This is a genomic window from Streptomyces sp. NPDC000880 (assembly GCF_053599675.1).
The window spans coordinates 50,589-77,109 of record NZ_JBSFMS010000010.1 but is presented as its reverse complement, the minus strand read 5'-3'; the positions used below and the strand labels follow the sequence as shown (position 1 = coordinate 77,109).

21 protein-coding genes are annotated in these 26,521 nt (G+C 69.5%); 13 read left to right on the top strand and 8 right to left on the bottom strand.

The window, feature by feature from the left end:
• Nucleotides 1-35 precede the first annotated feature (35 nt).
• The 3 genes from ACWDO5_RS05615 to mptB all read left to right on the top strand — a co-directional run bounded on the left by ACWDO5_RS05615 (nucleotide 36) and on the right by mptB (nucleotide 5,368).
• Nucleotides 36-2,489 carry a SpoIIE family protein phosphatase gene (locus ACWDO5_RS05615; protein ID WP_450528657.1) on the top strand — a complete coding sequence of 818 codons (2,454 nt, stop codon included), beginning with the start codon at nucleotides 36-38 and terminating at the stop codon, nucleotides 2,487-2,489.
• 231 nt (nucleotides 2,490-2,720) lie between these two features.
• Nucleotides 2,721-3,419, top strand: a complete 699-nt coding sequence (locus ACWDO5_RS05610; protein WP_450528655.1) for a dienelactone hydrolase family protein — start codon at nucleotides 2,721-2,723, stop codon at nucleotides 3,417-3,419.
• A gap of 488 nt (nucleotides 3,420-3,907) precedes the next feature.
• Nucleotides 3,908-5,368 (top strand): polyprenol phosphomannose-dependent alpha 1,6 mannosyltransferase MptB, encoded by a 1,461-nt coding sequence (gene mptB / locus ACWDO5_RS05605; protein WP_450528653.1) that lies wholly within the window; start codon nucleotides 3,908-3,910, stop codon nucleotides 5,366-5,368.
• Between the two features lie 64 nt (nucleotides 5,369-5,432).
• On the opposite strand, the gene ACWDO5_RS05600 is transcribed toward mptB, so the two are convergent.
• The 3 genes from ACWDO5_RS05600 to ACWDO5_RS05590 form a co-directional block, all read right to left on the bottom strand.
• Nucleotides 5,433-5,828, bottom strand: a complete 396-nt coding sequence (locus ACWDO5_RS05600; RefSeq protein WP_450528651.1) for a DUF2267 domain-containing protein — start codon at nucleotides 5,826-5,828, stop codon at nucleotides 5,433-5,435.
• 83 nt (nucleotides 5,829-5,911) lie between these two features.
• Nucleotides 5,912-6,337 (bottom strand): Hsp20/alpha crystallin family protein, encoded by a 426-nt coding sequence (locus ACWDO5_RS05595; RefSeq protein WP_450528678.1) that lies wholly within the window; start codon nucleotides 6,335-6,337, stop codon nucleotides 5,912-5,914.
• 614 nt (nucleotides 6,338-6,951) lie between these two features.
• Nucleotides 6,952-7,452 (bottom strand): hypothetical protein, encoded by a 501-nt coding sequence (locus tag ACWDO5_RS05590; RefSeq protein WP_450528649.1) that lies wholly within the window; start codon nucleotides 7,450-7,452, stop codon nucleotides 6,952-6,954.
• 793 nt (nucleotides 7,453-8,245) lie between these two features.
• Between ACWDO5_RS05590 and ACWDO5_RS05585 the strand changes: the two genes are divergently transcribed.
• Both ACWDO5_RS05585 and ACWDO5_RS05580 read left to right on the top strand, forming a co-directional pair.
• A complete protein-coding gene (locus ACWDO5_RS05585; RefSeq protein WP_450528647.1) occupies nucleotides 8,246-9,805 on the top strand; it encodes an amidohydrolase family protein in 1,560 nt (519 codons plus the stop codon).
• Nucleotides 9,806-9,893: 88 nt separating this feature from the next.
• Nucleotides 9,894-10,736: a creatininase gene (locus ACWDO5_RS05580; RefSeq protein ID WP_450528645.1), complete on the top strand. Its 843-nt coding sequence runs from the start codon at nucleotides 9,894-9,896 to the stop codon at nucleotides 10,734-10,736.
• 36 nt (nucleotides 10,737-10,772) lie between these two features.
• Here ACWDO5_RS05580 and ACWDO5_RS05575 read toward each other — a convergent pair whose 3' ends face one another.
• On the bottom strand, nucleotides 10,773-10,925 hold the full coding sequence (locus ACWDO5_RS05575; protein WP_450528643.1) for a hypothetical protein: 153 nt from the start codon (nucleotides 10,923-10,925) through the stop codon (nucleotides 10,773-10,775).
• 138 nt (nucleotides 10,926-11,063) lie between these two features.
• On the opposite strand from ACWDO5_RS05575, the gene ACWDO5_RS05570 reads away from it, so the two are divergent.
• The 7 genes from ACWDO5_RS05570 to ACWDO5_RS05540 all read left to right on the top strand — a co-directional run bounded on the left by ACWDO5_RS05570 (nucleotide 11,064) and on the right by ACWDO5_RS05540 (nucleotide 18,769).
• On the top strand, nucleotides 11,064-11,660 hold the full coding sequence (locus ACWDO5_RS05570) for an MBL fold metallo-hydrolase (protein WP_450528641.1): 597 nt from the start codon (nucleotides 11,064-11,066) through the stop codon (nucleotides 11,658-11,660).
• Between the two features lie 707 nt (nucleotides 11,661-12,367).
• Entirely contained in the window at nucleotides 12,368-13,102 is a 735-nt protein-coding gene (locus tag ACWDO5_RS05565) for an amidase family protein (RefSeq protein WP_450528639.1), read from the top strand.
• 136 nt (nucleotides 13,103-13,238) lie between these two features.
• Entirely contained in the window at nucleotides 13,239-14,852 is a 1,614-nt protein-coding gene (locus tag ACWDO5_RS05560) for an ABC transporter substrate-binding protein (protein WP_450528637.1), read from the top strand.
• 11 nt (nucleotides 14,853-14,863) lie between these two features.
• Nucleotides 14,864-15,820 (top strand): ABC transporter permease, encoded by a 957-nt coding sequence (locus ACWDO5_RS05555; protein WP_450528635.1) that lies wholly within the window; start codon nucleotides 14,864-14,866, stop codon nucleotides 15,818-15,820.
• Nucleotides 15,817-16,725: an ABC transporter permease gene (locus ACWDO5_RS05550; RefSeq protein ID WP_450528633.1), complete on the top strand. Its 909-nt coding sequence runs from the start codon at nucleotides 15,817-15,819 to the stop codon at nucleotides 16,723-16,725. Before ACWDO5_RS05555 ends, ACWDO5_RS05550 begins: the two co-directional genes overlap by 4 nt.
• Nucleotides 16,722-17,768, top strand: a complete 1,047-nt coding sequence (locus tag ACWDO5_RS05545) for an ABC transporter ATP-binding protein (RefSeq protein WP_450528631.1) — start codon at nucleotides 16,722-16,724, stop codon at nucleotides 17,766-17,768. Before ACWDO5_RS05550 ends, ACWDO5_RS05545 begins: the two co-directional genes overlap by 4 nt.
• Entirely contained in the window at nucleotides 17,765-18,769 is a 1,005-nt protein-coding gene (locus tag ACWDO5_RS05540; RefSeq protein WP_450528629.1) for an ABC transporter ATP-binding protein, read from the top strand. Before ACWDO5_RS05545 ends, ACWDO5_RS05540 begins: the two co-directional genes overlap by 4 nt.
• Nucleotides 18,770-18,843: 74 nt before the next feature.
• Here the strand turns inward: ACWDO5_RS05540 and ACWDO5_RS05535 are convergent, their stop codons facing one another.
• The 4 genes from ACWDO5_RS05535 to ACWDO5_RS05520 form a co-directional block, all read right to left on the bottom strand.
• On the bottom strand, nucleotides 18,844-20,640 hold the full coding sequence (locus ACWDO5_RS05535) for a gamma-glutamyltransferase family protein (RefSeq protein WP_450528627.1): 1,797 nt from the start codon (nucleotides 20,638-20,640) through the stop codon (nucleotides 18,844-18,846).
• A 102-nt stretch (nucleotides 20,641-20,742) separates the two neighbouring features.
• On the bottom strand, nucleotides 20,743-21,756 hold the full coding sequence (locus ACWDO5_RS05530) for an alpha/beta fold hydrolase (protein WP_450528625.1): 1,014 nt from the start codon (nucleotides 21,754-21,756) through the stop codon (nucleotides 20,743-20,745).
• Entirely contained in the window at nucleotides 21,753-22,676 is a 924-nt protein-coding gene (locus ACWDO5_RS05525) for an acetamidase/formamidase family protein (RefSeq protein WP_450528623.1), read from the bottom strand. The genes ACWDO5_RS05530 and ACWDO5_RS05525 overlap by 4 nt, the downstream gene beginning before the upstream one ends.
• 874 nt (nucleotides 22,677-23,550) lie before the next feature.
• A complete protein-coding gene (locus ACWDO5_RS05520; protein ID WP_450528621.1) occupies nucleotides 23,551-24,759 on the bottom strand; it encodes an amidase in 1,209 nt (402 codons plus the stop codon).
• A 439-nt stretch (nucleotides 24,760-25,198) separates the two neighbouring features.
• Here ACWDO5_RS05520 and ACWDO5_RS05515 point away from each other — a divergent pair, with 439 nt between their 5' ends.
• Entirely contained in the window at nucleotides 25,199-26,482 is a 1,284-nt protein-coding gene (locus ACWDO5_RS05515) for an amidohydrolase family protein (protein ID WP_450528619.1), read from the top strand.
• Nucleotides 26,483-26,521 lie beyond the last annotated feature (39 nt).

Here is a 26,521-nt window from a genome sequence, read left to right as displayed (position 1 = left end):
GGGTAGCACCGAGCAGTCGATGGGACGGGTCGGCGATGATGTTCCCGGAGAATGTCATACCCGAGGGGTCGGTGCGGCTGTTCGACGTAGCGCAGATAGCCGTGGCGGTGCTGGACGCGCAGGGAGTAGTCATCGGCTGGACCGAGTCGGCGCAACGGCTGCTCGGCTACCGGGACAAGGAGATCTTGGACACGCCTGCCCTGGCCCTGCTGGATCAGCCCGAGGACGGGGCGACAGCGGTCGACACAGCCAAGGAGTGCCGCGCGCAGGACGGGTGGGAAGGCGCGATGGCCGTCCGGCATCGTGACGGGCGGCGGCTGACACTGGCGGTGCGGGTCTTCGCGGTGCATGACCCGGCAGGGAGCACGCAGTGGACGATCCTGGCCCGGGAGGAGCAGAGAACGCCTGGGTCGGAGCTGAGCCGGATGATGATGGAACCGCTGCTCGCGTATGCACCGGTCGGCGTGGTGGTGCTGGATACGGACCTGCGGTTCGTCTGGGTGAATGATGTGCTGACGTACGGCGGGGCGCTGCCACGGGAGCGGCGGCTGGGGCGGCGGCCGACCGAGGTACTCCCGATCGAGCACGGGGAGCGGCTCGAGAGAGAGCTGCGGAAGGTGCTGGAGACAGGCGTTCCGGTCCTCAACTACGAGTACATCGCGCCCAGTCCGGTGGAGCCGAGCCGGCAGGGCGCGTGGTGGACGTCCATGTTCCGGCTCGAGGACTCGACCGGCCGGGTGCTGGGCCTGTGGGCCATGGCGGTGGACAACACCGAACGTTGGCGAGCCCGGGAACGGCTGGCCCTGCTGACCAAGGCCAGCGCGCACATCGGCAGCACGCTCGATGTCGTACGGACCGCGGAGGAACTCGCCGAGGTCTCGGTGCCGCGCTTCGCCGATGTCGTCGCCGTCGACCTGCTGGACACGGTCCTGCACGGTGAGGAACCCCCTCCCCGGCCGGGGGACGGAAGCCCCGGCCTGCGGCGTACGGCTCAGGAGTCCATCAACCCGGGGTGCCCTGAGATGACCGAGAGGACCGGGGAGGCGCTCCGCCCTCTCCCCACCTCGCCGGCGGCCCGATGTCTGAGAGATGGCGTGGCCGTGGTCGAATCGCTGGCCGACGTCTCCACCAGCACCTGGCTGGCCGAGGACCCGGCCCGGGCGGCGCGGGCCCGTGCCTTCGGGATCCACTCGGTCCTGGTCGCGCCGCTGCGAGCCCGGGGGGCCTTCGTGGGCGTCGCGACCTTCGCGCGTTCGCGGCGCCCGGATCCGTTCGACCAGGACGATGTCAGCCTTGCCGGGGAGCTCCTGGCCCGCGCCAGTGTGTGCGTGGACAACGCCCGCCGCTTCACCCGCGAGCGCAAGGCGGCCCTGGCCCTGCAGCACAACCTGCTGCCGCGCGTGCTGCCTGCGGGAACCGTGCTGGACGTGGCATCGCGATACTTTCCGGCAGACGCCCCGAACGCGGTGGGTGGCGACTGGTTCGACGTGATCCCGCTGTCCGGAGCCCGCGTCGCCCTGGTCGTCGGCGACGTGGTCGGTCACGGGACCAACGCCGCCGCCACCATGGGCCGTCTGCGTACCGCCGTGCACACACTCGCCGATCTCGACCTGCCTCCCGAGGAAGTGCTCGCCCACTTGGACGACCTGGTTATCAGCCTTGTCGAGCAGGAAGGTACGGAAGCGGCCGCGGAGGGGCATCAGGCCGTGACCACCTCCTTGCTGGGTGCCACCTGTCTGTACGCCGTCTACGATCCGGTCAGCAGGCGGTGCACCCTGGCCCGGGCCGGTCACCCACCACCGGCGATCGTCATGGCCGACGGCACAGCCACCTTCCCCGACCTGCCCGCAGGACCACCGCTCGGCCTGGGCTTCCTGCCCTTCGAGTCCGCTGAACTGGAACTGCCCGACGGCACTCTGCTCGCCCTGTACACCGACGGCCTCATCGAGGCATGCGGGCGGGATATGGACGTCGGGCTGGCCCGCCTCTCCGAAGCACTGACCCGCCCCGGCCCGAAACTGGACGATATCTGCGAGAACGTGGTCGGCGCCCTGATGACCGGTCCCCCCCGCGACGACGCCGCCCTGCTCGTCGCCCGCACCCATGGACTGAACGTCGGCCAGGTCGCCTCCTGGGACGTGCCCGCCGACCCGGCCGTCGTCGCCGACGCCCGCGACCTCGCCGTCAGCAAGCTCGCCGAGTGGGGGCTCGACGAGCTGCAGTTCACCACGGAACTGATCGTCAGCGAACTCGTCACCAACGCCATCCGCTACGGCAGCGCCCCCATCCGGCTGCGACTGATCTGGCAGAACGGCCTGATCTGCGAAGTCTCCGATGCCAGCAACACCTCCCCCCGACTGCGCCACGCCCGTACCACCGACGAAGGGGGCCGAGGCCTGTTTCTCGTCGCGCAGCTCACCCGGCGCTGGGGCACTCGCTACACCACGGCCGGCAAGATCATCTGGGCCAGGCAGAGCATTCCGGAGTAGGGCCTGTCTGGCAGATCATGGGTGGAGCCACGCTTGGATCGCCGCGACGGTATACCCGCTGCTGAGCGGGCGGGGCCGGGGACGCCCACCACACCGGAGGCCGAACCGATGGCGAAGAGCACTCAAACAATCAGCCGTCGGGGGCCCGGTCTCCGCCACCATGGTGTTGTCCAGCACCCACAGCCTCCTATGATCGTAACGTTCATCGTTCAACTATCTGGAGCATCCTTCATGGCCACCGAGCCCGCCCCGCACAACGTCACGTTCCCGAGCGCCGGAGCGACCGCGCACGGCTATCTGGCCCTGCCGCCCGCCGGCCATGGGCCCGGGATCATCGTGATCCAGGAATGGTGGGGGCTGACCGACCACATCAAGGACATCACCGACCGGTTCGCACAGGCCGGTTTTGTGGCGCTGGCCCCGGACCTGTACGGCCGCAAGGTCGCCCACGACTCCGAGGAGGCCCTGCGCCTGATGCTCGAGCTGCCAACGGAGCGCGGGGTCGATCTGCTCTCCGGTGCGGTGGACTACCTCCTGTCCCGTGCCGAGACCGACGGCGAGAGGGTGGGAAGCGTCGGCTTCTGCATGGGTGGCGGATTCGTGCTCAGTCTCGCCGCCAAGGATCAGCGGGTCGCGGCCGCCGCTCCGTTCTACGGTGTCAACAAGGAAGGCGTGCCCGACTTCTCGCAGCTCAAGGCGGAGATCCTCGGCCACTATGGGGAATTCGACGACACAGTGCCGCTGCCCGCCCTGGAAGAGGTCGAGGCCGCCATCAAGTCCCAGTCCGGCACAGTCCCGACCTTCCACGTCTACCCGGCGGGCCACGCCTTCTTCAACGACGCGCGTCCCGAGGCCTACCACGCCGAGTCCGCGGCGTTGGCGTGGGATCGCACCCTCGAATTCCTGCGGGCCAACCTGACCGCCGCCTGACATCCCTGTCGCCCGTGACGGCCCGGCCTCACCGGGCCGTCACCGGGTGACGGATCGCCAACTGCGTTCCTGATCCGACGCTCCGCCAACGCGGCCTGATCCCGCGCCGGCACGGAGTGGGACCTGGAGCGGGCCCAGGACCTGTTCCGCCTCAGTTACGCCGCGGCGTAGCGGGGGCTCGTCCGGCGTGTCCGCGGTGAGCGTGGACATGGCCGGGCGGGTGTGCAGTTGTGGGGTGTGGTCGTCGTGCTGCCTCTCGACGTGGCGGTCAGGGAATGGCGGTGGACTACTAACGGTGCGGAGGATCCCCGGTTCTGCCAACCGCGGATCGCGTCCTGGTTGGGGGTTTCGCGACGGAGCGGCGCTCTGGCGCGTCACCAGCCGGGCGGCTTGGCAGTCCCTCCAGCCTGCACCAGCGGCGTCCCCCGGCCTGGCTGACGGCGACCCTTCGGGGAAGCCTGCGCACCCGTTCGATAGATTGGCGGGCCATGTGGGCGTTGAGCGCCGGCGGGTACCGTCGGCTGGGCGCGGCCGGCTCCGCCGCGGCCGCCGTGGGCGGCTGGGCCGCCGGAACACTGCCGGCCCGTGACCCGTGGGGGCTTTGGGTGCCCCACGGGTCCGCGGTGACCGTGGCGGCCGCCGTCATGGCGTACGCCGGGCTGACCCTGCTCGTCGTTGCCTGGTGGCGGTACGGCAGGGCTGGGGCCTCCGTGCGCGACACGCTCGTCACCCTTGCCTGGTGGGCGACCCCGCTTGTGCTGGCACCGCCGCTCTACAGCGCCGACGTGTACAGCTACATCGCCCAGGGCGCGATGGTCCTCGAAGGACGCGACGTCTACAGCGTGGGGCCGTCGGTCCTTGGCCCCGTCGGGCTCGGTGCCGACGCCGCCGCGAGCGTCGGGGGGAACTGGACCGACGCCCCCGCGCCGTACGGCCCGTTCTTCCTGATTCTCGCGCGAGGCGTGGCCTGGGTGACGGGTGGGACGATCGTTCCCGCTGTGCTGGTGATGCGGCTCGTCGCCGTGGGCGCGCTGGCGCTGATCGTGTGGGCTCTGCGGCGCCTCGCGCGGGAGCACGGCAAGAGCGAGAGCGGTGCCCTATGGCTCGGGGCGCTCAATCCGCTGTTGCTCATGCATGTGGTCGGCGGCATGCACAACGACGGGCTGATGATCGGTCTCATGCTGGCGGGCGTGGTGCTCGCCATGCGCGGGAGGTGGATGGCGGGGGGCGCACTCGTCGGGCTCGCCATGATGGTCAAGTCCCCGGCGGCAGTGGCGCTGTTGTTCATCGGCGTGCTCGTGAGCAGGGCGGCGACCGGCCCGCTCGTACGCCGGGTGGTGAAGGGGCTGGCACCTGGCCTGGTCGCAGGGGCGGTCGCCGTCGCGGCGACGCTGCTCGGCGGTACCGGCTTTGGCTGGCTCAGGACCCAGAGCGTCGCGGGCAACATACACACCGCGCTGTCGGCCACCAGCGACCTGGGCCTTGGGCTCGGCGAGCTGCTGCACCTGCTCATCGGCACCGACCCGGGCCCGGTCAAGGCTGCCGTCCAGACCCTGGGCCTGGCGGCGGCGCTCGCGTTGATCGCCCACCTGGCGTGGCGGGCGATGAGCGGCCGCCTGAACCCGGCCCATGCCCTGGGCCTGGCTCTGCTGGCCCTGGTCGCCCTCTCGCCGATGGTGCAGCCCTGGTACCTGCTGTGGGGCACAACGGTGATCGCCGCCACCACGTGGCACGGCCGCACCGGCAGGGTGCTGACTGTGCTGTCGGCGGCGCTCGTGTACGAGACCCATCCCTCGGGGGGCACCCCGGCGTACGGCTTCGTCCTGGCGGGCGTCGCATGCGTGATCGGCACGCTGCTCGTCCGCCGCGACCCGACCGCGGCGGACGAGGCACCGGTGCAGGGCCCGCGCCCCGCGGAGCGGGCGCGTACCGAGGATGCGCATACCTGATAGGCGCGTCCTCAGGAGGAGGCATGGCAGTGCAGCCACTCGGTGTTGGGGCGGGAGCTGTGTCTCAGATGGGCTGCGGGCGGCCGAAGAGCAGGTCGTAGCCCACGGGGAGCTGGAGCAGGATCCGGTGCATCAGGTCTTCGCCCGCAGCGTCGGCCACGACGCTGAGCACGGCACTGACGTCCCACGTCGCGGTCTGCTCCGTGGCCCCTTCGATCCAGGCTGCTGTCGCCCGGATGAAGCGCTCGGGCGGGAGCGGTTCGTGCGCCTGGAGGGGGTTGAGCAGTAGCAGCTCGCACGTTTCCGGAAGCCGAGAGGCCAACTCGGCCCGCACCTCACCCACCAGGTGTGCGCCCAGCAGGGCAAGAACCACTCGAGCGGCTCGTTCGGCCTCTTCCTGTGAGCGGTATTCGCCGCGGTCCTGAACGGTGGCCAGGAACGCGTCCCAGTGCATGCGCATGAGTCCTCCCTGTCCAGCCTCATAGCCGTCGCCCGGCAGGGGCTGTCGGTCGCGGGCGGGGTGTCACGCCCCGCCCGTTGTGTTCAGCCGCCGATCTGCTTGCGTGAGTCGCCGCCGCTGATGGTGATCTTTCGGGGCTGGGCCTGCTCGGCGACGGGGATCCGCAGCCGCAGCACACCGGCGTCGTAGGAGGCGTCGATGCGTTCGCTGTCGAGGGTTTCGCCGAGGAAGAGCTGGCGGCTGAAGGACCCGGCGGGCCGCTCGGCGATCAGGACCTCGGTGTCCTCGCCGGCGCTCGGGCGGCGTTCGGCCTTGACCGTCAGCACATTGCGCTCGACGCCCAGGTCGATGCTCTCGGGGTCCACGCCGGGCAGGTCGAGTTCGACGACGAAGGTGTCACCGTCGCGGAAGGCGTCCATCGGCATGGCCGCCGGCCTTGCCGCCGCGGTGCCGAGCACCTGCTGGGTGAGCCGGTCCAGCTCCCGGAAGGGGTCGGTTCGCATGAGCATCATCGGTCACTCCTCTCCCGAAGACGGGATGCACATGACGGACACATCCCCTATATACCTCGCGGCAGTAAAGTTGACAACCCTCGACTCCACCCCAGAGAAGGGTGCTGGTCAGCCCGCCTGTCACACTGGCCGAACACCCATGGAGGCTTGTGAGGGCTCGCGCCCGGCTGACGTCGACCGACGACAGCGTCTCGCTGCACGCGGCACGTTGACGCAGCTCTTCGATCGCGGCCTGTCCGGTGGCCGAGGTAGCAGCCCGCGTAGTCCAGGGGCTGGGACATCGGTGCCCGCACCGGCTGGCCGTATCCATCCTGGGGCGAGACGTCACCGAGGACGTCGTCGTTGCTCACTCGGGTCTCCGGCGTGCAGTACTCATCGCAGTACCTCTTCGTTGAGGGCGCGGCACGGCAACTAGCCCGCATCGGGACCCAGTTGGCTCTGAGCGCCACGATGTCGAGAACCGCGTCGACCTCTCCCCGCATGTGTCGCGACATCCCGGCGCTCACCCGGACCACGGCCCAGCACGGCCCCGCGACCACCAGTTGCCTGAGCATCGTTCAAGGGGCCATGCAGGAAAGGGCCTTGAGGGAGGGGTCCTGAGAAACGAGGGCCTACGCCGCGGTTTCCTCGAACCGGGCGTCCAGAACCGTGTCGAGTTCCTGCGCCCACTCCTTGAGCATCGCTCTGGACTGGGCCTTCACATCCGCCTGGAACCAGCGCCGGTCGGACATATAGACCGTGACGCCGAACCGCCGCCCGAACCGCGAGGTGTCGATCTCCACCGCCCCGATCTCGTCCCAGCCGAACTCGGCTTCTTCCTCGTCCAGCCGGAAGGTGATGCCTGCACGGTCGGCGACGATGGCGCCCCGCCGGTCAGACACCTCGAAGACGGGCCCATTGTCCTCTTCGCCGGCAGGATCCTCCTGCGCTTTCGCGTCGACGGCCTCTTCTGCCGGGGCGGGGTCCGTCGAGGTGGCTTCGCCGCCCTGCTCCGGGGCGTCCGCCTCGTCCGCCGCCTCGGGGCGTGAGGGCACAAGACCGGGAATGTATGCCGGATCGAGCCCGGCGGCGTGTACCGGCGGGATGTTTGAATCGATGCGCTGTTGCTTCACGGCGAGCAGTATGGCCGACGGAGCTGTGCGAGCCCCAGCGGGGGCGATGCGACGCGCGATCAGCGGGCGGGCCAGTACCGGAGATCTGCGATCTGGAACGCGGCAGGACGCCGAGTGGAACAACAATGCCGCCGGGCTCATCGAGCAGTCCATGCATGAGTGGGACCGGCGCGGCGAAGGCGCAGCCTCCCGGGCTGAGTGTCGGATCTGGTCCGCGACTGGTCCGCAACTGCTGGTCAGGAGTGGGAGACCAGTGCGCGGAAGTGGGATGGACGGCGCAATCCGGGCTGCGTTGTAATCGGATCGCGCGGAAGGCGCCTGACGGGCCTAGGCCCAGGTCGGACGCCTTCTTTCGTGCCCCTGGCGGAAGCCGAGTTTCCGAGTGCGGGCCATGCCGCGGAGTCGACGGACGTTCCCTGTCGCTCGACAGAAATTAGGGAAGTCCTGTTTCGTCTGGGTGACACATCGATGTCCATATCGTATGCCACCCCTCACCGCCGGGCGCCCACGCCGCCGGCGGGGCCTTCCGGCAGCTCAGTAATGTTCCATTCTCGGCCGGGGTCCTGACGGGCCGTCAACTCCAGTGACCCCAAGATCCGGATGAATCAGACATCAAGCCACTCCGAACAGGCCGGGAACGCCTTGGGGACTGCCGGTAACAGGCCCCCGCCAAACTCCTTAACGGGTGCGTCATGCCGCTTAACGGGGATGTGATGAATGACCGCTGAAGTGTGATCCTGCAGGGAGGCTTCGTGACGAAGCTCTTTCACAGTGCAGGAGGCGGTGGGGCTTGATGACAACCACGACAGTGATTCTTGTGGGACGACTGCTCACCGGTTCACACCAGGGCACCTCACACATGATCCGCGACGCCGCACTCGTCATCCAGGACGCGATGGTGCGCTACGCAGGACCGCGTGCGGACCTGCCCGACCTCGACGGTGACGTGGTCGAGATCGACGCCACCACTTCTCTGATCATGCCCGGACTGGTCAACGCTCACCACCATGTCGGACTCACCCCCACCCAGCTCGGGGTGCCCGACGACTCGCTCGAACTGTGGATCGCCCGCAGGCACGGGCCACCGGCGGTGGATCCCTACCTCGACACCGTGTGCGGCGCCGTGGAGCTTCTCGCCGGCGGCGTCACCACAGTCCAACACCTGGGCGGGCGTCTACACGGCGACCCCGAGCAGTACGAGGCGGACGACACGGCCGTCCTACGGGCTTACGCCGACGTCGGCATGAGGGTGTCCTACTCCCGGGGACTGACGGACCAGAACCGTTTCGTGTACTCCGACGACGAGCAGTTCATCGCCTCGCTCTCCCCGGCCGAGCAGGAGGCGGTGCGCATGTTGACGCCCGCCTCCTACGAAACCCCCGAAGAGCAACTGGCGTCGAGCTACACGCGGCTACGCGAAAAGTGGCACGGGGCCGCCGACGGCCGCATCGCCATCCAACTCGCGCCCGCGAACCTGCACTGGTGCAGCGAGGAAATGCTGCTGGCCGCCGCCGAGATCTCCGCGCGCGACGACGTCGGTATGCACATGCACCTGTCCGAAACTCCCTACCAAGAGGTCTACGCTGCTCAGCGCTCAGGCGGCCGCACCGCAGTGGGGTACCTGCACGAACGCGGACTGCTGTCCTCTCGGCTGACCCTCGGCCACGCCGTGTGGATCGACGAATCCGACATCGACCTACTGGCTGCAAGCGGCACGCTCGTCTGCCACAACCCCGGCAGCAACCTGCGGCTCCGCAGCGGCCTGGCACCCACGGCGCGGCTACGGGCGAATGGCGTCCGGCTGGCACTCGGGATCGACGAGGCCGGTCTGGCCGACGACCGCGACATGTTCAGCGAGATCCGCTTGGCCTGGGCGCTGGCCCAGGCACCCGGTCAGGACACCACCGCGCGCACCACGGCGGCCCAGGCACTGGACATGGCGCTGGAGGGATCGGCGGCTACCACACCGTTTGCCGGCCGCATCGGCCGCCTGCAACCGGGCTATGCCGCGGACTTCCTGGTGCTGGACTGGGAATCGATCACTGGCGCGTACCTGGACCCAACGGCCGAACCGATCGATGCGGTCGTACGACGGGCACGCCCCGCCGCGTTGCGGCAGGTGTATGTCAACGGCGAACTCGTCTTCGCCGACGGCCGGACGACCAAGGTCGACGGCTCCGCGATGCGGATGGAACTACGCCGATTCCTGGCCGGCCGACAAGGCCCTGAGCAACAGGACCGCAAATCCGCCGCCGCGGCGCTCGAGGCCGCTGTGGCCCGCTTCTACACCAGCCCCCCGTGGCGGGAATGGCGCGAAATCACGCGGCAGAGAGCGTCATGGAACAACCTCTGACCGCCGTGAAACGGGGCCGGAACCACCCGCTTATTACCGATGCGACAGCGCCGGGCGCGTCGCGAGTGACGACGAGGAAGGGGTCGAAGTGATCGACGACCTGATGTGTCCGCAGATCGGCGCAGGGACCGCCGAGTACGAGTGGATGACATGGCAGGAGATCGACCAGGAGGCCCGGCGGGATACTCCCGTGGTCATCTCGGTGGGGGCGACCGAGCAGCACGGCCCGCACCTACCGGTGTCCGCGGACTGGGCGATCCCCCAGGCACTGTTGCGGCTGGCCGCGGCCGAACGACACTTCGTCGTGGGACCGGCGCTCCGGCTGGGCTACCGCTCCCGTCCCGGCAGCGGTGGCGGCCAGCACTTTCCTGGCACGCTCTCGCTACGCGCCACCACATTGATGGCGGTGTTGGAGGACGTTCTCAACGAACTCGTGCGCGCCGGCTTCACTCGCATCGTTGTCTACAACTGGCACTTCGAGAATGCCGGATTCGTGTACGAGCCGGCCTTCCTGGTCTCCGAACGCCACCCGCAGGTCAAGATTGTGGTGGTGGAGCAGGGCTTGCCGCAGTTCTCCGAAGAGGATCTGGCGGAGCTGTTCCCGGATGGCTTCCCCGGTCTCGAACTGGAACATGCCTCGCTCATCGAGACCTCGCTGTTCGCCTATCTGCGGCCCGGCGCCATCCGGGAAGACCGGATCCGCGACGACGCGCCGCTTCGGCATCCGCCCTATGACGTAGTGCCGATCGACACGACGATGTCCACCGCGAGTGGCGTACTTGCCTCGCCCACCAAGGCGAGCGCGGAGAAGGGAAAGCTGCTGGCAAAGCGGATCAGCGAGCACATCCTGGACATCATCGAAACGGAATTCCCGGCCTCGGGCGCGGCCGGCGCGCAGGACCGGGCCACGGGGGCCGCCACTGCCGACTGAGGCGAAACGTCGAGCCAGGCCGCCCAAGTCATCGTTTCAGACGCAGGGCGCGATCCCGTCGGCCTCCACCACGGCGGCGGACGGACGTCGGCGCGCGGCGGCCTGGTGGGCGATGTCTTCGGCATCGGCCGAATCGGCGACTCTGCCGCGAGCTTGTTCAATCAGGTTCCAGAACTGTTCGATATCCATGACGGCACAGCATGGCACCCGGGTCAGACAACCTGACCGGCCTCGATGGGTCGACTCGACTGGACGAGCCCTTATGGATCGCCCCCCGGGACCTCAAGAGCAGTCCATCTCCGGCGGGCCGGCGTACGTTTGGACGCCATGCGGATCACGAAGTACACCCACGCATGTGTACGGCTTGAACACGATGGCCGGGTGCTGGTCATCGATCCCGGGACGTGGAGCGAGCCGGCTGCCTTGAACGGCGCGGACGCCGTGCTGGTGACTCACGAACACGCCGATCACATCGATGTCCTTCGCCTGGCGGGGCTCCGAGTGCCGGTCTACGCCCCGGCCGAAGCGAACATTCCACGGCTGGAGGTCACTGGGGTGTTCTCCGGGGCGGAGTTCACCGCCGCCGGCTTCCACGTACGGGCGGTCGGCGGGCGTCACGCGTTCATCTACGGCGGCCGGCCAGACTGCGCGAACCTCGGTTACATCATCGACGAGGCGATCTACCACCCCGGTGACTCGCTGCACGTCCCCGAGCAGCCGATCGAGACGCTCCTGGTTCCGGTCCAAGGATCGTGGTTGAAGATGGCGGAGGCGATCGACTTCGTCAAGGCGATCAAACCGCAGCGGGCGTTCGCGATACACGACGCCCAGATCAACGATCGCGGCCTCAGCAGCGTCAACGGCTGGCTTGCCGAGGAGACCGACAACGGCTACCGGTATCTGACGCCCGGCGAGTCGGTCTGAGATGAGTCGCCGGCGCGTCCGTACAGCCCCATCTGCGACAGTCCGATCTCCGGGCGGGCCGGCGCAGCGCCTTCGGTCTACGCCGGGATGCAATCGGGATGGAGCCTCGCGGCCCTCAGGCCGGAGGGGTGTTCGGGTGCGCCGTTGGCTGCCGGCGTGACGTGGGGATTGCGGGCCGCCCATGTGCCGGTCGTGCCGTTGACCGAAACGGTCGTCGTCGCTGTCAGGCCGGGCCCGGCTACGGCTTCGCCCATTGCCGGTCCGGCGATGCCGAGTGCAGCAGCAACAACGACGTTGGCGGTCCGCATGGCCATGGAGCACCGCAGGACCTGAAGTCTCAGGAGGTGCCTCCGCGGCCTGGGTCCGCCTCTGGAGACGGCCAGTTCACGGCGCCATTGGTCAGCCCCAATGATCACGTGATGGGCAACGCCTGACCTGTAGAAGGTCACGGATTGTCCGCTGGCTACGTACCGCTCGAATGCTGGGAGGCCGATCGCGGGTCAAGTCCTCGGAGCCCGTTGCTGTTTGCGGAACCTGTCCTTCACGTCGGCGTGACGTGAAGAGCCCTCGTGGCGGGCGTCCTGGCCGGAGGTGACGTGGTGATATCCGGCAGCCGAGGCGAAATCTCACGTATCTGATGTTCATGAACGACTTGGCAACGCGATCGCCTCCGGCGGGAAATAGCGCCGAGACACATCGCGGCTTCCATGAACGCCCAGTGGATCGTTCAACACGAGACTAGTTGGGAGCGCGACATCAGTACCAATCGGTTGACGCGTCTGCTCACCGCTCGCCATGGTGAGCTGACCCGCGCTCTGCCGGACGCCTCCGGCGGATTCGCGCCCACCACCGCGGAGTCCGCCCCCGAGGCGGCCGTTTCGGAACCCGAGCCGACCGAGGAGCCCTTCCCGGCCGACCTGGAGACGGCGACGGTCGCCGAGCTGACCCGGTTGCTGGAGTCCGGCCGGATCACCAGCGCTGCGCTCACCCAGGCCTATCTGAACCGTATCCAGGCGGTCGACGTGCACGGGCCCGCGCTGAACTCGGTGCGCGCCCTCAACCCGGACGCGCTGAAGGAGGCGAAGGCCGGCGACGAACGACGCAAGAGCGGCGGCCCGGGCAGTCCGTTGCTCGGCATTCCCGTGCTCATCAAGGACAACATCGCCGTGGCGGGCATGCCCACCACGGCGGGTTCGCCGGCCCTGGAGCATTCCCTTCCCCGTAAGGACGCCCCCCTGGTGAAGCTGCTGCGGGAAGCCGGCGCGGTCGTCCTGGGCAAGCTGAACCTCACCGAGTTCGCCAACTACCTCACCACCGGCATGCCCAGCGGTTACAGCTCTCTTGGCGGCCAGGTGGTCAACCCGTACGACGCCAGCCAGACGCCGGGCGGCTCCAGCGCCGGCTCCGGGGTCGCCGCGGTCTTCCGCTCCGCCGCACGGTAGACGTCCCGCCGCGGGGCCTGCCGTACCCCTGTACTCCCGTACCAGGCATCGCCGCCTGGGTGCGGTTGTGCCGCCCCCGTCCGTAAACCCGATCAGCACAACCACCGACTCGCCGTCGGTGAAAGGGAGTCCGTTCATGCAAGTCCGACGGCTGACAGCCGCACTCGTCCTCGCGTCCCTCACCGCCCTCTCCGCCTGCTCCAGTTCGGGCAGCGGCGGTACCACCACGGCGCCCTCCCGCGCCACCTCGGACAACCGCGCCGTGAAGAACGGCGGAACGCTCACCGTCGCGCTGAACGCGGACCCGGACGCGCTGGACCCGAGCAGCGGGACCACCCTGGTCGGGCGCGAGGTGTTCACGAGCATCTGCGAGAAGCTCTACGACATCAACTCCCAGTCCAAGCTGGTGCCGCAGCTGGCCACCGCGCTCCCGCAGATGTCGGCCGACGGGAAGACCGCCACCATCAAGGTGCGCAGTGGGATCAAGTTCAACGACGGCACCCCGTTCGACGCGGCGGCGGTCAAGAAGTCCCTGGACCGGCACCGTACGTGGTCGAAATCCGCCCGTCGGTCGGATGTGGCGGCCGTCTCCAAGGTGACCGTCGTGGACCCGACGACGGTGCGGCTGACGCTGTCCCGGCCGTTCACGCCGCTCACCGCGCAGCTCGCAGACCGGGCCGGGATGGTCATGTCGCCGACGGCGCTGGACAAGCTCGGTGACAACTTGGGCACCGCGCCGGTCTGTGTCGGACCGTTCGCGTTCGAGAGCCGTACCTCCGGCAGCCAGATCGTGGTCAAGAAGTCGCCGTACTACTACGACGAGTCCAAGGTGAAGCTCGACCGCGTCATTTACAAGATCATTGTTGACCCCAATGTGCGTGCCGCGAACTTGAAGTCCGGCGATATACAGATAGCCGACAACCTGGCCACCACCTCGGTGAACGGGGTGAAGGGCGACCCGAACCTCAAGGTGGTCGCGGGCGGTGGGTTCGGTTACACCTCGATAGACGTCAACATCGGCAATGTGAACGGCTCCACGGAGAAGCCCGGCAAGGTCAACACCCCGTTGGCCCAGTACCCGGAGCTGCGTGAGGCGTTCGAACTGGCCCTGGACCGCGAGGCGATCAACAAGGCCGTCTACAACGGGCTCTACCAGCCGGACTGCAGCCCGATCCCGCTCAAGAGCGAGTTCCGCACCGAGACCACGTGCACCCCGCACGACGTCGCCAAGGCCAAGTCCCTGGTCGCCCAGTCCGGGGTCAAGACGCCGATCCCGGTGACCCTTCAGGTGCCCGACAACAGCACTGACCAACGGCTCGGCCAGGTGATCCAGAGCATGGCCAAGGAAGCCGGCTTCGACGTCAAGGTGCGGCCGATCGACTTCGCCACCGGCCTGGAACAAGGCGCGGCCGGGACCTTCGACACGATGATCGAACAGTGGTCGGGACGGGTCGACCCGGACGGCAACCTCACCAACCTGGTCACCACCGGCGGCGCCGTCAACTACCCGGGCCTGTCCGACCCGGGGATCGACGACCCGATCAACCAGGCCTCCGTCGAGACCGACCTGACACAGCGCAAGGCCCTGTACGCGAAGGCGATCGCGCGCCAGGCGGAACTCCGCGGCACGATCTACCTGTACCACCTCGAGTACTTCATGGGTCTGAACAAGGACATCGCCGGCGTGGAGTACTACGCAGACGGACTCCCGCGCGTCAAGGCCGCCGGTTACGCGGCGGACAGCAAGTAGGGCGATTCTTCGTGACACTGTTCATTCTGCGCCGTGCCGGAGCGGCGGTCATCGTCCTCTTCCTGGCCAGCGTCCTGATCTTCTTCGGGATCAGGGCGCTGCCCGGCGATCCCGCCAGGGTGCTCGCCGGGCAGGAGGCCGGGCCGGAGGTGATCGCCGCGATCCGGCACCAGTACGGCCTCGACAAGCCGCTGCCGCTGCAATACGTGGACTACCTGGGGCAGTTGCTCCACGGTGACCTCGGCAGGTCCACCAAGGACGGGCTGCCGGTCGCCGGCATCCTGATGGAGCGGCTGCCGATCACCTTCGAACTGGCCCTGCTCTCCATGATCGTGGCGATCGGCATCGGCGTGCTGTCCGGTGTGATCGCCGCCGCCCGCAGAGGCCGGCCTGCGGATTACTTCGCCACCGCGTTCGGCTTGGTCGGGCTCTCGGTTCCGCACTTCTGGCTGGGTCTGCTGGGCATCCTGGTGTTCGCGGTGAACCTGCACTGGCTGCCCGCCTCCGGGTTCGTCGCGTTCTCCGACGACCAGCTGGAGAACCTGCGCCGGCTGATCCTGCCCGTCGCGGTGCTCGGCACCGGGTTCGCGGCGGTGCTGATGCGGCAGACCCGGGCGGCGATGCTGAACTCGCTGGCCGCCGACTACACCAGAACCGCCCGCGCGAAGGGCATCGCGGAGGGCAAGGTCATCGGGGTGCACGCCCTGCGCAACAGCCTGACCACGGTGGTGACGATCCTCGGCCTCCAGCTCGGGGAACTGATCAGCGGTGCGGTGGTGACCGAGTCGATCTTCGTCATCCCGGGGTTCGGCAAGCTGACCGTCGATGCCGTGCTGGACCGAAATTATCCGGTCATCCAGTCCGTGGTGCTGGTGACCGTCGTGGGCTACGTCGTGGTGAACCTCCTGGTGGATGTCGCCTACGCACTGTTGAACCCGCGGATCAGGCTGTCAGGAGGTGCCCGGTGACCGAAAGGCTGCTATCCCCGGTATCGGGCGACCAGGAGAAACCCGCCCCCGCGAAGGCACCCGGCCGGGCGGGCCGCCTCGCCCGCCGGTGGCGGCGCTTCCGGCGCCGTCCGATGGCCATGGCCGGACTGGTGATGGTCGGGCTGTTCCTGATCCTCGCGATCGTGGGGCCGCTGGTCACCGGCGACCCGGCGGCTCAGGACTACGCGGCGACCCTGGCCCCACCCTCCGGCGCCCATCCGCTGGGCACCGACGACCTGGGCCGCGACACCCTGGCCCGGATCGCCTACGGGGCGCGCACCTCGCTGGAGGCGGGGGTCTTCTCCACCCTGCTGGCGATGGCGGTCGGCGTGCCGATCGGTCTGGTGGCCGGCTTCTACCGCAAGGTCCTCGACCCGGTGGTGATGCGGCTGGTCGACGTGGTGCTGGCGTTCCCCGCGCTGGTGTTCGCCGTCGGCATGGCCGCCATCCTGGGGCCCTCGTTGCGTAACGTCATCATCGCGCTCGGGGTCGCCCAGATCCCCGGGATCGTCCGGATCACCCGTGGCGAGGTGCTGGCGGCCGGCGAGACCGACTATGTGGCGGCGGCCGTCGTGGACGGCGTCGGCGACATGGGAATCCTGTACCGGTATGTGCTCCCCAGCGCCGCCGACGCGCTGATCGTGCAGGCCACCATCGGGATCCCGGCGGCGGTCATCGGCGAGTCCACCCTGTCCTTCCTGGGCCTTGGCGTACAGCCTCCGACGCCTTCCTGGGGCGTCATGCTCACCGACGCCCAGCAGTTTCTGGACCAGGCACCGGGGCTCGCCGTCTGGCCCGGCGTCATGATCGCGATCACCACCCTCGGATTCAATCTGCTGGGGGACGGCCTGCGGGACGTCCTCGATCCCAGGAGCGGCCGATGAGCCTCCTCGAAATCGCCGACCTCAAGGTGACCTTCGACACCGAAGACGGAGACGTGCATGCCGTCAAGGATGTCTCGCTGGAGCTGGGGCAGGGAGAGATCCTCGCGCTCTGCGGCGAGTCCGGGTCCGGCAAGTCCGTCACCGCGCTCTCCGTACCGCGGCTGCTGCCGCCCGGGTCCACCAAGCTGTCCGGCTCGGTGAGGCTGGCCGGACGCGAGCTGACGGACCTGACCGACAAGGAGATGCGGGAGGTACGGGGCAAGGACGTCTCGGTCGTTTTCCAGGAACCGATGACGTCCCTCAACCCGGGCTTCTCCGTCGGCTTCCAGATCGCCGAGGTGCTGCGCCGGCACGAGGGCCTGTCCCGGGCGGCTGCCCGGGCCCGCGCCGTCGAACTGCTCGAACTGGTGGGCATACCGGCCCCGGCCCAGCGGATCAAGGAGTATCCGCACCAGCTCTCGGGCGGGATGCGACAGCGCGTGATGATCGCCATCGCCGTCGCCTGTTCGCCCCAGGTACTGATCGCCGACGAGCCGACCACCGCCCTGGACGTCACCATCCAGGCGGGTGTGCTCGATGTGTTCCGCGATCTGCGGGACCGGCTGGGCACCGCGATCATTTTGATCACCCACGACCTCGGGGTGGTCGCCGACATCGCGGACCGGGCGGTGGTGATGTACGCCGGCCGGGCGGTCGAACAGGCCCCGGTCGGCGAACTGTTCAGCCGGCCGAGGCACCCGTACACGGTGGGACTGATGGGAGCGATCCCGTCGGTCGCCACCACGGCGGCGGACGGCCGGCGGCGGCTCACCGAGATCCCCGGCATGGTTCCGCAGCCGTTCGCCGACCCGGACGAGTGCGCCTTCCGCCCGCGCTGCGCCCACGCACAGGACGACTGCGCAGCCTCTCGGCCGGAACTCACCGCGTACGGCGACGGTCATCTGGCGGCCTGCTTCCACCCAGCGACACGCGAATCGGCCGTGCCGGAACCACTCGACGGTCCCAAGGTGACCGAAGTACCCGCTCCAGGAGGTAGCCGGTGAAGGGGAACGTCCTCGAAGTGACGGAGCTGGTCAAGCACTATCCGGCCGACGGCCGCGGTAAGGTCGTGCACGCCGTCGACGGTGTGTCGCTGACCATCGGCCGGGGTGAGGTGCTGGGCCTGGTGGGGGAGTCCGGAAGTGGAAAGTCGACCATCGGCAAGTGCGTCCTGCGGCTGACCGACCCCACCTCGGGCACCATCGCGCTGGACGGACGCAACATCACCCGGCTGTCGCGCCGCATGCTGCTGCCGCTCCGCCGCGACATGCACATGGTCTTCCAGGACCCGTTCTCCTCGCTCAACCCGCGCTTCACGATCGGACAGATCGTCAGCGAACCACTGCTGTCCCACAAGGTGGCTCGGGGCCGCGAGGCCGACGAGCGGGCCGCTGCGATGCTGGAACGTGTCGGCCTGCGCGCCGAGATGCGGTCCCGCTACCCGCACGAACTGTCCGGCGGGCAGCGCCAGCGCGTGGGGCTGGCCCGCGCGCTGGCGCTGGAGCCCAAACTGGTGGTCGCCGACGAACCGGTCTCCGCACTTGACGTGTCGGTCCAGGCCTCGGTGCTCAACCTGATCAGCGACCTCCAGCAGGACATGGGCTTCTCCTGCCTGTTCATCACCCATGACCTGTCGGTGGTGGAGTTCCTGGCCGACCGGATCGCGGTAATGTACCTCGGCAAGATCGTGGAAACGGGGCCCCGCGAGCAGATCTTCAGCGATCCGCAGCACCCGTACACCCAGGCCCTGCTGTCCGCTGCCCCGGTGCCGGACCCGGCCGAGCAGCGCCGCAGACAGCGGGTTGTGCTCGGGGGCGACATCCCCAGCCCGATCGACCCGCCGGCCGGCTGCCGGTTCCACACCCGCTGCCCGGTCGCGGTGAACATCTGCCGCACCCGGTCGCCGGAACTCCTCGGAACCGGCCACGCGACCGCCTGCCACCTGGTCAACCCGGCCGGTACGGGGGAGGAAAAGGCGGTGGGATCGTCCGCCGTGGCCGACTGACCCCGGCGGCGGACAGCCCATGGAACGAGGGGCCGCCCATCCGGCGGCCCCTCGTTCCATGTCTGCGATTACCGTTACCGGCCGACCGCGTAGCCCTGCATGCCGCGCGGGTTGGCCGCGGCCGAGAGGACGCCCTTCTCGGGATCCCGGGCGACGGCGCACAGACGCCCCTCCGACCAGGGCTCGGCCACCGTCACATCGTGGCCCCGGCCGCGCAGCCCCTCGATCACGTCCTCGCCGATCCGCCCCTCGACGGTCACACCGCCCGGCTGCATGCCGCGCGGATAGAAGGAACTGGGGAAGCTGTCGGTGTGCCAGTTCGGGGCGTCGATGGCGCCCTGCAGATCCAGCCCGCCGCGCACCTGCTCGCGCAGCGCGACCGCGAGGAAGAAGTGGAAGCTCCACTGGTCCTGCTGGTCGCCGCCCGGGGTGCCGAACGTCATCACCGGGGTACCGCCGCGCAGCGCCATCGACGGAGTGAGCGTGGTACGGGGGCGGCGGCCCGGGGTGAGCGAGTTCGGCAGGCCGCGCTCCAGCCAGTTCATCTGCAGCCGGGTGCCGAGCGGGAAGCCCAGCGAGGGAACGACCGGGTTGGACTGCAGCCAGCCGCCGCTCGGGGTGGCGGCGATCATGTTGCCCCAGCGGTCCACCACGTCCAGTTGGCAGGTGTCACCCAGGGTCGAGCCGTCCTTGGCGACGGTCGGTTCACCGGCGCCCGCAGCAGCCGGAGCGCCGCCGGTGGCCCCGCCCTCGGCCGCGCGCAGCGCGTACTTGGCGATCCGGGGTTCCCGGCCGCCTGGGCTGCCGGGACGCAGCTCTGTGGAAGCGGTCCCGCCGATCAGGGCGCGCCGCGCGGTGTTGTAGTTGTCGGACAGCAGGTCGTCCAGCGGCACGTCGGCCGCGTCGCCGTACCAGGCCTCACGGTCGGCCATCGCCAGCTTGGTGCCCTCGATAAGGGTGTGCACGTAATCGGTGCTGCCGTACGCCGGGACTTCCTCGGGCAGCAGAGCGAGTTGCTGGAGGAAGGACGGACCCTGGCTCCACGGACCGGCCTTGGCGACCGTCCAGCCGTTCCACTCGTAGGTGACGGGGGACTCGTAGGTGGCCGACCAGCCGGCCATATCCTCACCGGTCAAGGTGCCGGCATGCCGCTCACCCGAGGTGTCCATGACGGGCTTGGCCGCGAACTCGGCCAGCGCCTCCGCCACGAAGCCCTCCCGCCAGGCGCGCCGGGCCCCGTCGATCTGGGCCTCCCGGCCGGATCCGGCGGCCTCCGCCTCGGCGATGATCCGCCGCCAGGTCGCGGCCAGCGCCGGGTTCTTGAACAGCGCGCCGGCCGCGGGCGACGTGCCGCCGGGCAGATAGACCTCGGCGGAGGTGGTCCACTCATCCTCGAACAGCTCGCGCACCGACTCCACGGTCAGGCCGATCCGTTCGACGGCCGGGTGCCCGTGCTCGGCGTACTCGATGGCGTACTTCAGTACGTCGGCGAGGCGCTTGGTGCCGTGGTCGCGCAGCAGCAGCATCCAGGCGTCGAACGCGCCGGGGACGGCGGCGGCCAGCGGGCCGGTGCCCGGGACCAGTTCCAGGCCCAGCCCGGTGTAGTGGGCGATGGTGGCACCGGCGGGGGCGGGACCCTGACCGCAGATCACGGTCGGTTCGGCGCCGGCCGGCGCGAAGATGATCGGCAGATCACCGCCGGGACCGTTGAGATGCGGCTCGACGACGTGCAGGACGAATCCGGCCGCGACCGCGGCGTCGAACGCGTTCCCTCCGTCCTCCAGGACGGCCATGGCCGCCGACGAGGCCAGCCAGTGGGTGGAGGACACCATGCCGAAGGTGCCCTGCAGGGTGGGACGGGTGGTGAACAAGGGGAAAGCTCCTTCTCGTGGGGGTCCGGCTGCGCACTCTCCCGTTGTGCGGTCGCGGACGAACTCCGGGGCGGGTGGCGGTGCCGCTCCGCCCCGGATGTGTCAGCGGTCCAGCCAGTCGCGCACGGCGTCCCGCAGGAAGGCGAAGTCCTCGGGAATGCCTGCCGGGTTGCCCGCCCGGTGGCCCCAGATGCTGGGAATGGGCCGCAGTTCGGCGTCGGCCAGGTGGGGCAGCTCGGCGGCGCTGTCGGCGACCCGGAAGTACAGGTCGGTCTCGCCCGGCAGCAGCAGCACCTTGGCGGTGATCGCCTTCAGCGCGGCGGTCAGGTCCCCGCCGTACAGAGGGTTGTCGCTGATGTCGGCGTGGTGCCAGGTCAGCACTTGCGCATAGAGGTCGGCGGCCTTGAGCGCGCCGAAGCGGTCCTCCCAGTCCGTCTTCAGGAAGGTGTCCAGGTCCGGCGCCCCCAGCGCGGACAGGTACAGCCCTTCGCGGTAGAAGTCCTGGCTCAGCCCCCAGCCGGCGTAGACATGCGAGAACGCCCGCACCGCGGCGACCGGTTCGGCGGAGAACCGGCCCCCTCCCAGGTGTTCCGGCGCGGCCTCCAGGACGCGCAGCAGTCCGGAGAGGAAGACCTTGTTGTGCACGGCGGTGCGGGAACTGCCGCAGACCACCATGGCGCGCTCCACCATCTCCGGGAACAGCGCCGCCCAGTGGTACGCCTGGATGGCGCCCATGGAGAACCCGTAGACCCCCGCGACCCGTTCGATCCCGAAGTGCTCGGTGAGCAGCCGGTGCTGGGCGAGGATGTTGTCCCGGATGGTGACCACCGGCGGGTAGTCCTCGGTGTCCGAAGCGGAGGAGGACCGGCCGTTGGAGAACATGTCGGGGATGACGATGAACCAGCGGGTCGGGTCCAGGATGCCGTCCGGGCCGACCAGCCAGCTCAGGCCCTCGGAGTCGGCGGTATAACTGCACGGGTAGACGATCACGTTGTCCCGGGCGTCGTTCAGGGTGCCATGGGTCCGCCAGGTGAGCCGGGCGTTTTGGATGACACCGCCCTTCTCCACCTCGAAGTCCCCAAGCTGGAAAGCTCCTTCGGTCACGTTCCAGGTCATCGCACAGCTCCGTTCGCCAGTATTGCGTGTACACCCCAGGTCTGGTTGACCACCTGGGTGACCCGCAGGTCGACGGTGGTGCTGGCCAGGGCCAGGGCGGCGGCCCGCTCCAGGCCGTAGGACGCCTGCATCCAGATCAGCATGGCGTCCAGGGCTTGAGCGGAGGCCTCGTTCAGGTCCTCGCTGAAACCGAAGGTGATCCGGCCCGTCGGGGTCACCGCGTGCACGGTGGGAACCGGCGGGGCGGGTTCCAGTTCCAGTGTGAGGCGGGTTGTCATGCCGCATTCGATGGCGGTTCCGGAGACCTCTCCGTCGCCCTGGGCCGCGTGGCCGTCACCGACGCACAGCAGCGCGCCGTCCACGGTGACCGGGAGGAAGAGGGTGGAACCGGCGATGAGTTCGCGGCAGTCGATGTTGCCGCCGCCGGACACCCGGGGCGGGACGGTCGAGTGTTCGCCCGGCTCGGCGGGCGGCACCCCTATGACGCCGAGGAAGGGCGCCAGGCCGACGCTGTGTCCGTACTGGTTGGTGCCGGTGCCCTGCTCGGTATCGAGCTCCCACAGCAGCCAGGACGGGGCGGTGTCGCCCAAGCCCAGCCGGCGGTTCAGCGGGGTGTCGTGCGCGGCGGCGACGGTCCAGCCCCATTCGTCGGGGGTCAGCGACTCCAGGCGCACCGCGAGGGCCGTCCCGGGCCGCGCACCGCGCACCTCGATCGGTCCGGCCAGGCAATGCCCGCGCCAGGCGTCGAACATCTTCGGCCGGGCCTCGCCGGGGGTCTTCTGACGTTCGAGATAGCCGTGCGCGTCCAGGGAACGGACGACGACCGTGTCCCCCGGGTCGATGCTCAGCACCGGGGAGAGTTCGCTGGAGAAGACGTCGGTCACCGTCTCCGGTGCCGGATCAAGTCGGTATTCGGCCACGTCGGACTACCTTTCGAGCGGAGTCGGGATGCGGTGGGCTGCCTTCCCCGGCCGACGGGCTGCCGGCGAGAGCTGTCACCCCTGGCGGCATCCGGTCGTCACCAGCGGCAGGCTTCGGTGGCGCGGAGACGCCGCGCGGCGGTGCGCAGGCCGAACGGCCGGTCACCGGACCGGCATCGGGAGGGGAACTCGGCGCCGGTGACGCCTCGGTGTTCCGGCGGCGTGGACCGGCGAGCGGGGTGGTGACGGGGTGGTTCGCGTTGCGCGCCGGTTCGCGGTGTCCGGCGGTCACCTGGACGCTGTCGGCGGTGACGGGGCGGGCGCGGGCCGGGAGCCGGGGGTCGCCCGGCGGTTCCGGGCTCCGGGCCGGGAGGTCCGGCGGAGTCGTGGGCACGGCTGGGTTGCGGGGCCGACGGTCACCGAGGGTCTCCGCCGTGCTCCTGCGACTGTGCCATGGCTCCGATCCAATTGTCCGAGGCTGGCCCTCCGCTCAGTGCCAGACGCCTGACCTATTTAGACTGCTGTTTTTTTCTGCCATGTAACCGCCTTGTTACCGGTGATCGTCGGCCTGGGGCGTTACGGCGGCCGCGGCCGGTCGGTCATGGCAAAGTCACCCGGCTGTGATGGCCCCAGGCCGCGTCGGGCGGGCCCCAGAAGTCCGTCCTGCCCGTTCACCTCCGGGGTCCCGCAGTTGGGCCCCGGCCGTCACAGCCAGGCCGGCAACTCGGCCTTCTTCGCGCGGAATTCCGCATAGGTGACCAGTCCCGCCTGGTACAGCTCGCCGAGATTGGGGAGAACAGGGCGGGCGGGCTGGCATCATGACCATCCGTGCTGTTGCGCCTGGCCTACCTTGCTGTCACGAACACGCTGGCGTTCAAAGGCCTGTTGCCGATGACTGTGGACGACGGTGACGGTGCGTCGAGGCCAGGTCGAGCAGGGTTTCGTCCGCGCCCGGCGCCGCGACCAGGCACAGTCCGAGTGGCGCGCCGTCGAGCACCGCGCCGGGGACGCTCAGCGCCGGGGCGCCGCTGACGCTGGCCAGACAGGTCAGCAGGACGGTCGCGAGTCGGTGTTCCGGCCTGGCCGGAACGCCCAGCTGCGGAGCGGGCCCGGGTGCTGTGGGCAGCGCCAGTACCCCGCCGCCTTCCAGTCTCCCGGCGAGCAGCGCCGCCGTCCGGGCCAGCACGGCGCGTGCCCCGCGGGCCTGGTCCGGGGTGATGCCTTGGGCCACCCGGAAACGCTCCGTCACCCCCGGGCCGAACCGGGGCCGCTCCCGGCCGATCCACGCGCCGTGGGCCGCCCACGCTTCGGCCCCTTGGACAGTGGCGAAGGCCGCACGGGTCTGCTGCCAAGCGTCCGGCAGAGTCTCGAACAGGGGCGTGCGGTCCACCGGCAGCGCCGAGCAGAACAGGTCGAGCAGTGGCTGCAAAACCTCGCGCACCGGTCCGTCGACGACGGGCCAAAGGTCTTCCGGTACGAGCAGCCGGTTCGCTGGGTGGTGGCTGTGTGCCGGTTCCAGCAGTGCCCGCGCGCCCGCGTCGAGCACGGCCGGGTCCCGCGCCAGCAGGCCGGGGACATCGAAGGAAGGAGCAAGCGGCACCATTCCGGTGCGGGAGACCCGCCGATGCGTGGGACGGAACCCGTAGAGGCCGCAGTACGAGGCGGGCACCCGGACCGACCCGGCGGTGTCGGTGCCCAGGCCCAGGTCTGCCGCCCCGAGCGCGACCGCCGAGGCGCTGCCGCTGGAGGAGCCGCCGGGCACCCGGTCGGGAGCGGCGGGATTGACCGGGACGCCGTAGTGGGCGTTGGTGCCGCCGAGGCTGTAGGCGAGTTCGTCGGTGTGCGTCTTGCCGACGACAAGTGCCCCGGCCGTGCGCAGCCGGGCCACGGCCTCAGCGTCGCGGGCCGCCGGGTCGTGCGTCTCCAGCCAGAGCGGATGCCCCGCGCCGGTCGGCAGGCCTTGGACGTCGATCACGTCCTTGACCGCTAGGCGTACCCCGCGCAGCGGCCCGTCCTCGGCCTGTGCGGGCGGGATGGAGTTCGGGATCCAGTCGACGAAGGGGTCAATGCCGGTCCTCAGCACGCCGGCTCCCCAAGACTCGCGGGGCCGGCCGTGGGCGTCCGTTCAGGAGCGGAACGCACGTAGGACTCGCCCTCGACCGTACCGCTGCTTGGTTGCAGCACGTTCACCACATCAATCCTTCCCGGTGGAGGCGGCAAGTGTATTCAGTCGTGGGTGAACGGGGACACGGGGGCACGGCGGGGAGCGCAGTCGGGTCACAGCCAGGCGCTCGGCCGGGCGGTCTACGAGGACGTGGTCGGAGGAAGCCGGAGATCCCCAGGTCCCCGCCCTGCTGGAACCGTTGGGCGCCGTACGGCGGTTCCGGCCTGGGGTAATGAGCATCCGGAAACACTGCCGTTGCATCCCGGTCGTTTTCGCGCAATACGTGGCCTGTACATAAACCGCGTACGTCTTCGCTGTCCGCCCTCTCAGCGGGCCGCCGGACCATGGAAAGGGCTGTATGCGAGACCTCATACTCCGGAACGCGCGCATCGCCGATGACAGCGGACTCGTAGACATCGTGGTGCGCGACGGACTGGTCGCCTCCATCACGCCCGCCGCCCCAGCCCACTTTGCCGCCCCCGTGGAGACGTTGGCGGGCGCCGAAGAGCTCGACTGCGCCGGACGCGTCGTCATCCCCGGTCTGATCGAGTCTCATCTCCACCTGGACAAGGCCCTGCTCGACCGGGAGAAGCCCAACCTGGAGGGCTCCCTCGCGGGAGCGATCGCCGTCACCGGGGAGCTGAAGCGCTCCTTCACCCCGAAAGCGGTACGCGAACGCGCGCGCGCCGTACTGGAGTCCGCGGTCGCCAATGGGACGACCGTCATCCGGGCCCACCCTGATGTCGACCCCATCATCGGACTGATGGCGCTGGACGTCATGCTGGAGCTCAAGGAGGAGTACCAGGAGGTCGTCGAACTCCAGGTCGTCGCCTTCCCGCAGGAAGGCATCATCAAGGCACCGGGAACGCTCGACCTGCTCCGCGAGGGGCTGCGGCGCGGCGCCGACGTCATCGGCGGCTGCTCTTACAACGAGGCGGACCTGGACGACTGCCGGCGCCACGTGGACCTGGTCTTCGAGCTGGCCGCGGAGTTCGGCGTCCCCGCTGACCTGCACGCCGACTTCGGCAACGACGCCTCCGACCCGCGCTTCGCGATGGCCGAGTACATCGCCGGGGCCACCGCGCGCTCCGGGATGGGCGGCCGGGTCGCCCTGGGCCATATGACCTCGCTGGCCGGCCGGCCGCCGGCCGAGCGGCGCGCCGTGCTGGCGAAGCTCGCTGCAGCGGGTGTAGCCGTGGTCCCGCTGCCGGCCACCGACATGCACCTGGGCGGGCGGACGGACGAGGTGAACACCCGGCGCGGCATCGCCCCGGTGCGCGAGCTGTGGGACGCCGGGGTGACCACCGCCTTCTCGTCCAACAACGTACGCAACGCCTTCACTCCGTACGGCAACGCCGACCTGCTCGACATCGGGCTCTTCCTGGCCCAGACCGGCCATCTGTCCAGCCCCGACGACCTCGCCCGGGTCCTGGCGATGGCGACGACCGAGGCGGCCCGGGTGGTCGGCGTCGCGGAGCGTTACGGGCTGCGGCCCGGCGCCCAGGCGGACCTGGTCGTGCTGGACACCAGGCGGGTCGCCGACGCTCTGCTGGACCGCCCGGTGCGTACGGCCGTCATCAAGGCCGGGCGTGTCGTCGCCCGTACCACGCGCCGCACCGAATTGTTCTTCCCCGCAGCCTGATTAGCCGTCACATCTCTTATGTCCCCGGTGTCTTGAAGG

Bases quoted from the DNA above. Each gene is read 5' to 3' on its own strand.
- ACWDO5_RS05515 (WP_450528619.1), top strand. From the start codon at position 25,199: ATGCGAGACCTCATACTCCGGAACGCGCGCATCGCCGATGACAGCGGA.
- ACWDO5_RS05615 (WP_450528657.1), top strand. From the start codon at position 36: ATGATGTTCCCGGAGAATGTCATACCCGAGGGGTCGGTGCGGCTGTTC.
- ACWDO5_RS05545 (WP_450528631.1), top strand. From the start codon at position 16,722: ATGAGCCTCCTCGAAATCGCCGACCTCAAGGTGACCTTCGACACCGAA.
- ACWDO5_RS05600 (WP_450528651.1), bottom strand. From the start codon at position 5,828: ATGCGCATGCACTGGGACGCGTTCCTGGCCACCGTTCAGGACCGCGGC.
- ACWDO5_RS05570 (WP_450528641.1), top strand. From the start codon at position 11,064: ATGCGGATCACGAAGTACACCCACGCATGTGTACGGCTTGAACACGAT.
- ACWDO5_RS05575 (WP_450528643.1), bottom strand. From the start codon at position 10,925: ATGGATATCGAACAGTTCTGGAACCTGATTGAACAAGCTCGCGGCAGA.
- ACWDO5_RS05565 (WP_450528639.1), top strand. From the start codon at position 12,368: ATGAACGCCCAGTGGATCGTTCAACACGAGACTAGTTGGGAGCGCGAC.
- ACWDO5_RS05585 (WP_450528647.1), top strand. From the start codon at position 8,246: ATGACAACCACGACAGTGATTCTTGTGGGACGACTGCTCACCGGTTCA.
- ACWDO5_RS05560 (WP_450528637.1), top strand. From the start codon at position 13,239: ATGCAAGTCCGACGGCTGACAGCCGCACTCGTCCTCGCGTCCCTCACC.
- ACWDO5_RS05610 (WP_450528655.1), top strand. From the start codon at position 2,721: ATGGCCACCGAGCCCGCCCCGCACAACGTCACGTTCCCGAGCGCCGGA.
- ACWDO5_RS05595 (WP_450528678.1), bottom strand. From the start codon at position 6,337: ATGCTCATGCGAACCGACCCCTTCCGGGAGCTGGACCGGCTCACCCAG.
- mptB (WP_450528653.1), top strand. From the start codon at position 3,908: ATGTGGGCGTTGAGCGCCGGCGGGTACCGTCGGCTGGGCGCGGCCGGC.
- ACWDO5_RS05530 (WP_450528625.1), bottom strand. From the start codon at position 21,756: ATGACCTGGAACGTGACCGAAGGAGCTTTCCAGCTTGGGGACTTCGAG.